Origin of the sequence: Kitasatospora sp. NPDC059462 (assembly GCF_042749955.1) — a bacterium.
Classification (GTDB): Bacteria; Actinomycetota; Actinomycetes; order Streptomycetales; family Streptomycetaceae; genus Kitasatospora.
The window spans coordinates 1-7889 of record NZ_JBHYUU010000278.1; the positions used below are offsets into that span (position 1 = coordinate 1).

The following is a 7889-nucleotide window of genomic DNA, read 5'->3' on the forward strand; positions in this document are numbered from 1 at the left end:
TGTGGGGGGGGGGTTTGTTTTTTTTTAAACCCACCCCCGGCCCGCGGGGGTGGGGGGGGCCCGGGGGCCGGGCGGGCCCCCGGGGGGGGGGGGGCCCGGGGGGGGGCCGCGCCCCCCGGGGCCCCCCCCCACGGCTGGGAAATCAGGGACACAAGGGTCGTCAGGTCATAGGCTGATCAGAGTTTCCACCGCCGCCAGGGCGGGCAGCCACGCGAGCGACAGGCACACCGACCGAGACCGACAGGCCGACAGACGACACCACAGGCGCCGCCGCCGGGGGCCGCCGGGACGAGGAAACACCCCGTGATCAGATTCGACGGCGCGGGCAAGCGCCACCCCGACGGCACGGTCGCCGTCGAGGGCCTCGACCTCGACGTCCCCACCGGCCGGACCACCGTGCTGGTCGGCCCGTCCGGCTGCGGGAAGACCACCCTGCTGCGGATGGTCAACCGCATGGTCGAGCCGACCTCGGGCCGGGTCCTGCTGGACGGCACCGACGTGGCGGCGCTGGATCCGGCCAAGCTGCGGCGCGGCATCGGGTACGTGATCCAGCAGGCCGGGCTGTTCCCGCACCGCCGGGTGATCGACAACGTCGCGACCGTCCCCTACCTGCTCGGCTGGGACCGCAGGAAGGCCCGCGCCCGGGCGGCCGAGCTGCTCGACCTGGTGGGGCTCGCCCCCGAGACCGCCAAGCGGTACCCGTTCCAGCTCTCCGGCGGCCAGCAGCAGCGGGTCGGCGTCGCGCGGGCGCTGGCCGCCGATCCGCCGGTCCTGCTGATGGACGAGCCGTTCAGCGCCGTCGACCCGGTGGTGCGGGCCGGGCTCCAGGAGGAGCTGCTGCGCCTGCAGTCCGAGCTGCACAAGACGGTGCTGTTCGTGACGCACGACATCGAGGAGGCCGTCCGGCTCGGCGACCAGGTGGTGGTGCTGCGCGAGCGGGGCCGGATCGCCCAGCTGGCGGACCCGCACACGCTGCTCACGGCGCCCGCCGACGCGGACGTCGCCGCCTTCCTCGGCCGCGACCGGGGCCTGCGCGGGCTCGGGCTGCGGCCGGCCGCGGCGGTCGCGGTGCGGCCGATACCGGCCGGGAGCGGCGGAGCGCTCTTCGGCGGCTGGGAACTCGTGCTGGACGACGAGCGCCGCCCGATCGGGTGGATCGACCGGGACGCGGCGGGGGCCGCCCTGCAGCCCGCGCCCGGGTTCCGGCCCGGGACCGACACGCTGCGCGCGGCGCTGGACGCCGCCGTGCTCTCCCCCGCCGGGATCGCCACCGCCCTGGACGCCGACGGCCGGGTGACCGGTACGGCCGACCGCGAGGCCGTCCTGGCGGCGCTCGCCGCGCCCCCGGCCCCCTCGCCCGTCGTCGCCCGGGTCCCCCCGGCGGACCGGGCCGGCGCGGACACGGCCGGAACGGGCGGTCCGGACGCCCCCACGGCGGACGCCCCCGGCGCCGGTGAGCCCGAGAAGGACGGAGCCACCGGTGGACGATGAACCGATCGTCCGCTGGTACTGGATCGGCGACCACCTCGGCTACCTCGGCGACCTGCTCGCCGACCACGCCGCGATCGCGCTGTTCCCGGTCCTGATCGGCCTGCTGCTGGCGGTCCCGCTCGGCCTGGCCTGCACCCGCTACCCGCGCCTCTACCAGCCGCTCGCCGCCGTCTTCAACATCGTCTACGCCCTGCCCTCGCTGGCCGTCTTCGTGGTGCTCATCCCCTACACGGGGCTCGCCACCCAGGCCACCGTGATGATCCCGCTCACCTTCTACGCACTCGCCGTGCTGCTGCCCACCACCGTGGACGGGCTGCGCGCCGTGCCCGACCCGGTGCGCCAGGCCGCGACCGCGATGGGGTACGGGCCGTGGCACCGGCTGGCCGCGGTGGAACTGCCCGCCGCCGTCCCCTATCTGGTGGCCGGTCTGCGGGTGGCCGCCGTCTCCAGCATCTCGCTGGCCTCGGTGGGCGCGCTGGTCGGGCGCGGCGGCCTCGGCTACCTGTTCGTCGACGGCTTCCAGCGCACCTTCCCGACCCCGATCGTGGCCGGAATCGTACTGATCGCCGCGCTCGCCCTGGCCGTGGACCTGCTGCTGGTCGGCGCCCGCCGGCTGCTGGCGCCGTGGGCCGTGCGGGAGAGGGGGGCGGGCCGGTGAACTGGCTCACCTGGCTGGGGGACTTCTTCTCCGACCCGGACCGCCGCAGCGGCCCGAACTCGATCGTCAACCGGATCGCCGAGCACCTGCTGTTCTCCGGCGAGGCGCTGCTCTTCGCCGCGCTGCTGGCCGTCCCGCTCGGGCTGCTGATCGGCTACACCGGGCGCGGCGTCACCGCCGTGACCGCGCTGGCCGGCGCCGCCCGCGCGCTGCCGACGCTCGGGCTGGTGACGCTGGCGGTGCTGCTCGCCGGGGTCGGCGACACCGCCGTCCTGGTGCCCCTGGTCGCGCTGGCCGCGCCGCCGCTGCTGGTCGCCGCCGTCGAGGGGGTGCGCGGCACCGACCCGGACGTGCGGGACGCGGCGCGCGGCGTCGGGCTGACGCATCCGCAGGTGCTGCGGCAGGTCTGCGTGCCGTCCGCGCTGCCGACCCTGCTGGCCGGCTTCCGGACGGCGACCGTGCAGGTGATCGCGACGGCGACGGTGGCCGCGTACGTCGGGCTCGGCGGTCTGGGCCGGTACGTCGTCGACGGTCTGGCCACCCGGGACTACGCGATGACGGTCGGCGGCGCGCTGCTGGTCGTGCTGCTCGCCGTCGGGGCCCAGGCGTTCTTCGCCCTGCTCGCCCGCTACGCGCTGCCGCCCGGGCTGCGCGCCCAGCAGCTGGCCGCGGCCCGGCAGCCGACGTGACCGTTCCGGCCCGCTCCCCCCACTCCCGAGCCTCCTTCACCTCCTTCACCTTCTTCACCTCCTTCGACCGACCGTGACGTCCACCTCGAAAGGACACCCATCACCATGTCGACATCCGTATCCACGCCGCTGAGAACGGTGAAGGCCGGCCGCCGGGCCGCCGCGCTGGCCGCCCTCGCGGCGCTCGCCCTGACCGCGACCGCCTGCTCCTCCGGCGGCGACCCGCTCGGCGGCAAGGACTCGGCGGCCCCGGCGCCCGCCGGCAGCGCCACCGCGGGTGCCCCGGCCGGCGGGCCGGTCGTGGTCGGCTCGGCCAACTTCCCCGAGAACGTGCTGCTCGGCTCGATCTACTCGCAGGCGCTCAAGGCCAAGGGCGTGAAGGTCGAGGAGAAGTTCAACATCGGCAGCCGCGAGGTGCTCTACGGGCAGCTGCTGAGCGGCAGTCTGTCCGTGCTGCCCGAGTACAACGGCTCGCTGCTCGCCTACCTCGGCGGCAAGTCCGCGGATCCGGGCACGAGCGCCGTCAACGCCGAGCTGGCCAAGGCGCTGCCCGCCTCGCTCGCGGTCCTGGACTCCTCCCCCGCCGAGGACAAGGACACCTTGAGCGTCAGCCAGGAGACCGCCGACAAGTACGGGTTGAAGTCGATCGCCGACCTGGCCGGCAAGGCGGGCGAGTTGACCATCGGCGGCCCGCCGGAGTTCAAGTCGCGCCAGGAACAGCCGCTCAAGGACGTCTACGGCGTGACGTTCAAGGAGTGGAAGTCGACCGGCGAGACCACCGCCAACGCGGTCAAGGACGGCTCGGTGCAGGTCGGCAACGTCTTCTCCACGGACCCCAAGATCACGCAGCTGAAGCTCGTCCCGCTGACCGACCCGAAGAACCTGTTCGCCGCCCAGAACGTCACGCCGCTGGTCAACAAGGCCAAGGTGGACGCGACGGCGACCGGCGCGCTCAACGCGGTGTCGGCCAAGCTGGACACGGCGGGGCTGCTGGCGCTGATGAAGAAGGTCGCGGTCGACAAGGAGGACCCGTCGGCGGTGGCCAAGGACTGGCTGAAGAGCAACGGGCTCTCCTGACCACGCCGGATGCCGGGCCCGGGAGCCGATCCCGGGCCCGGCAGCACCTTCCCCAGAACGGCGCGAACATGACAGTGTGACGGCATGCGCACTCGCCTTCTCGCCGCCACCCTCACGGCCCTGGCCGCGGTGAGCCTCGCCGCGTGCTCCGGCTCCGGCTCGGGCTCCGCCACCACCGCGGCCGGCACCACCCCGGCCGGAACCGCCGTGACCGGCCCCACCGAGGCCGCCGCACCGGGCACCCCCGCACCATCGGGAACGCCGGCCGCGACGCCGGCCGCGACCGCCTCCGCCCCGGCACCGGGCGCCTCCGACGCGCCCGACGCCCCGGTCGCGGAGGGTGCGGCCCCCACCCACCCCGGCCGCACGGCCGGCGCACCGGCCACCGCGCCCACGACCGCGACCGTTCCCCCGGTGTCGCCCGCAGCGGGGGCCACCGGCACCCCACCGGAGGCCGGCTCCCCCGCCGATCCCCCGGCGGCGCCGAAGCCGGCACCCCCCGCCGACGCCGGGCTGCCGGCCGCACCCGCCGCGGACGTCACCGCGCGGCTGATCGCCGCACTGGAGGCGATCGACCCGGCGATCGTCGGCGGCAATCCCGAACAGGCCGTCGACCGGGCCCGCAACCAGTGCCAGGCGATGTACCGGTTCCCCAAGGACCGCGCCAAGTTGGCCGAGCTGGCCGACCTGCGCTTCACGGATCCCGCCCATCCCCTGGGTTTCGGACCGGAGAAGGCGGACAAGATCCTGGACGCGCTGCGCACCACCCTCTGCCCGCCGGCCTGAACCGCCGGCACCCCCCGAACGGCCCGGTGTCCTGAGCTCCGGGCCACCGTGGCCGCGCGCGACGACCACCGCGCGGCCACGGCCCACCCCCTGGATCAGACCAGGCTCCAGGCGGTGTCCTTGTCGTCGGACGTGATGAAGTCCACGGGTTCCTCCTTTCCGGGGGTCGACAGGCGCGAGAACGCACAGACACGGAGCGCACCGTCACGCGGCCGCGGCGCCGGCCATGACGGGCGCACGGGCGCGGTGGTGCGCCCTGCGGACGCCCGGTGCACGGGCGCGTGGGAGTGAAGAGCCGTCCACGGCGGCGCACGCCCGGGAGAACGGGCGCACGCAGGCACGGGAGGGCGAAGGATCGGCAGAACGGACGAACGGGAGCGGGCGCGGACGGGGCCGGTCCGGCCGCCGGCCGCCGATGGCGGCGGGCCGGGACCCGGGAGCCGGGGGCTCACCGGTGCGGGCGGCAGCCGCCCTCTCTGTCGGACTTCCAGTCGAGGTCTCGCATGCCCCGATGATGTCGGAGCGGCCGACCGGGCCACAAGCGGATTTGTCGGCGGTTGACCCTCACTCGGCCAACCTCGAACCGGCTGCGGTTCGCTGACGAACTGTAAGGACTCTTGACAGACGAGTGGTCTAGTCCAACCATAGGCATGTCGATCCGACCGGGATGCACTGTGGGGGTGTGACCACCGGCGGCTGAGGCACTGCCCTGCCATGCCCTGCTCTGCTCCGCCCCCAGGCCCCGTCACGGCGTCCGCGCGTCCGCGCACGCCGTCCGTCCGTGCCGCGCGCCTGCGGGTCCCGCACACCCCCGCGCCACCGTCCCGCCGCACGCCCCTCTCCCCTACGAGGGTTCCGCACGCCCCTGCACGCCCCCGCAAGGACCGCAGCGCAGTTCTGCGGGCGCAGTTCCGCACGCTTCACCAACGCCCTGCCCCACCACGTCTGTTGGAGAACCCATGCGTCTACACAGAACAGTTCGGGCCGCCCTGACGGCCTGCGCCACGCTCGTCGCCTCGGCCGGCCTGGTCGCCGGCGCGGTGTCGGCCGGCGCGGCCCCGGTGAACCAGGTCTCCGTCGAGGCCGCGGCCCCGGTCGCCGCCGCCCCGACCCCGATCCCCAGCCGGGTGTTCGCCCCCTACTTCGAGTCCTGGACCGGCGAGAGCCCCGCCGCGCTGTCCGCCCAGTCCGGGGCCAAGAACCTGACGATGGCGTTCCTGCAGACCGCCACCAAGGGCTCCTGCACGCCGTACTGGAACGGCGACACCTCGCTGCCGATCGCGCAGTCGTCCTTCGGCGCCGACTTCGCCACCATCCGGGCCAACGGCGGCAACGTGATCCCGTCGTTCGGCGGCTACACCGCCGACACCACCGGCACCGAACTGGCCGACAGCTGCACCGACGTCAACCAGATCGCCGCCGCGTACCAGAAGCTGATCACCACCTACGACATCACCCGGATCGACCTCGACATCGAGGCCGACTCGCTGGACAACGCCGCGGGTGTCGACCGCCGCAACAAGGCGATCAAGCTGACCCAGGACTGGGCCGCCGCCAACGGCCGCCAGGTCCAGTTCGCCTACACGCTGCCGACCACGACCAGCGGCCTCGCCTCCAACGGCCTCGCGCTGCTGCGCAACGCCGTCACCAACAACGCGCGGATCGACGTCGTCAGCCTCATGACGTTCGACTACTACGACAACGCCACGCACGACATGGCCGCCGACACCCAGACCGCGGCGACCGGCCTGTACAACCAGCTGGCCAAGCTGTACCCGACCAAGACCCCCACGCAGCTCTGGGGCTCGATCGGCATCATCGAGATGCCCGGCATCGACGACTTCGGCCCGGCCGAGACCTTCACGCTGGCCAACGCGACCACGGTCTACAACTGGGCGCTGTCCAGGGGCATCAGCACCCTGTCGTTCTGGGCGCTGCAGCGCGACACCGGCAAGTGCCCCGGTGTCGGCGGCCGCGACGACTGCTCCGGGATCCAGCAGAACACCTGGGACTTCAGCAAGATCTTCGCGCCCTTCACCAGCAACACCCCGTCCACCAATGACTTCGCGCTCAGCCTGAACCCCGCCACCGGCACCGTGACGGCCGGTTCCTCCACCACCGCCACCGTCCTCACCGCCGAGGTCGCCCCGCCCGGCGGCTCCACCGGCACCGCGCCGAGCATCAACCTGAGCGTCAGCGGCGCACCGGCCGGCGTCACCGCCACGGTCAACCCCGGTACCGTCCTGGCCGGTACGCCCGCGACGCTGACCGTGACCACCACGGCCTCCGTCGCCCCGGGCAGCTACCCGCTCACCGTCAGCGGCACCTCCACCAGCGGCACCCGCACCGCCACCTACACGCTGAAGGTGACGAGCACCCAGCCCGGCAACGACTTCTCGGTCGCCGTGAGCCCGGCCGCCGGTTCGGTCACGGCCGGCTCCTCCGCCAGCGCCACCGTCAACACCGGTGTCGTCGCCGGCTCCGCGCAGAGCGTCGCCCTGAGCGTCAGCGGCGCCCCGGCCGGCGTCACCGCCACGGTCAACCCCGGCAGCGTCACCGCCGGTTCGCCCGCGACGCTGAACATCGCCACCGCGGCCACCACCACCCCGGGCAGCTACCCGCTCACCATCACCGGCACCGCCGCCTCCGGCAGCCACACCGCCACCTACACCCTGACCGTCACCGGGGTCACCCCGCCCGGCGGTCTGGCCAACGGCGGCCTGGAGACCGGCAGCCTGGGCCCGTGGACCTGCCAGGCCGGCGGCTCCGTGGTGAGCACCCCGGTCCACTCCGGCTCGTACGCGCTCCAGGCGGCGGCGACCGGCTCGCAGACCGGTGAGTGCGCCCAGACCGTGACGCTGGCGCCCAACAAGGCGTACACGCTGACCGGCTGGGTCCAGGGCAGCTACTCCTACATCGGTGTGAGCGGCGGCGCCACCGGCTCCGCGTGGACCAGCGGCTCCGGCTGGACCAAGCTCTCCGTCCCGTTCACCACCGGCGCCTCCGGCACGGTGACGGTGTACCTGCACGGCTGGTACGGCCAGGGCAACGTCTTCGGCGACGACTTCTCGATCGCCTGACGGCCGAAAGCCCCCGTTCCACTCCCCCGCCGGGGTGCCGCGACCCTCGTGTCGTGGCACCCCGGCGGGGCCCTTTCCGGCGGCCGGCCGCACCCGGGCCGGGCGCGC

General features: G+C 74.2%; 6 protein-coding genes. All 6 read left to right on the forward strand.

Going from position 1 to position 7889, the window contains the following annotated elements:
* Positions 1-303: 303 nt before the first annotated feature.
* The 6 genes from ACFXAM_RS36465 (at position 304) to ACFXAM_RS36490 (ending at position 7781) form a co-directional block, all read left to right on the forward strand.
* Complete coding sequence (locus ACFXAM_RS36465; protein ID WP_380297957.1) at positions 304-1491, forward strand: ABC transporter ATP-binding protein; 1188 nt, start codon at positions 304-306, stop codon at positions 1489-1491.
* The gene (locus ACFXAM_RS36470) at positions 1481-2149 is read left to right on the forward strand and encodes an ABC transporter permease (RefSeq protein WP_380297959.1); all 669 of its coding nucleotides are present in this window, start codon (positions 1481-1483) and stop codon (positions 2147-2149) included. The genes ACFXAM_RS36465 and ACFXAM_RS36470 overlap by 11 nt, the downstream gene beginning before the upstream one ends.
* A complete protein-coding gene (locus ACFXAM_RS36475) occupies positions 2146-2838 on the forward strand; it encodes an ABC transporter permease (RefSeq protein WP_380297960.1) in 693 nt (230 codons plus the stop codon). The genes ACFXAM_RS36470 and ACFXAM_RS36475 overlap by 4 nt, the downstream gene beginning before the upstream one ends.
* 105 nt (positions 2839-2943) lie before the next feature.
* On the forward strand, positions 2944-3915 hold the full coding sequence (locus ACFXAM_RS36480) for an ABC transporter substrate-binding protein (RefSeq protein ID WP_380297962.1): 972 nt from the start codon (positions 2944-2946) through the stop codon (positions 3913-3915).
* An 84-nt stretch (positions 3916-3999) separates the two neighbouring features.
* Positions 4000-4701, forward strand: a complete 702-nt coding sequence (locus tag ACFXAM_RS36485; RefSeq protein WP_380297964.1) for a hypothetical protein — start codon at positions 4000-4002, stop codon at positions 4699-4701.
* Between the two features lie 959 nt (positions 4702-5660).
* A complete protein-coding gene (locus ACFXAM_RS36490; protein WP_380297966.1) occupies positions 5661-7781 on the forward strand; it encodes a glycosyl hydrolase family 18 protein in 2121 nt (706 codons plus the stop codon).
* The last annotated feature ends 108 nt before the right edge of the window (positions 7782-7889 follow it).

What these genes read in the sequence shown, in the direction of transcription:
- ACFXAM_RS36480 (WP_380297962.1), top strand. Translation starts at nt 2,944, where the DNA reads ATGTCGACATCCGTATCCACGCCGCTGAGAACGGTGAAGGCCGGCCGC.
- ACFXAM_RS36485 (WP_380297964.1), top strand. Translation starts at nt 4,000, where the DNA reads ATGCGCACTCGCCTTCTCGCCGCCACCCTCACGGCCCTGGCCGCGGTG.
- ACFXAM_RS36490 (WP_380297966.1), top strand. Translation starts at nt 5,661, where the DNA reads ATGCGTCTACACAGAACAGTTCGGGCCGCCCTGACGGCCTGCGCCACG.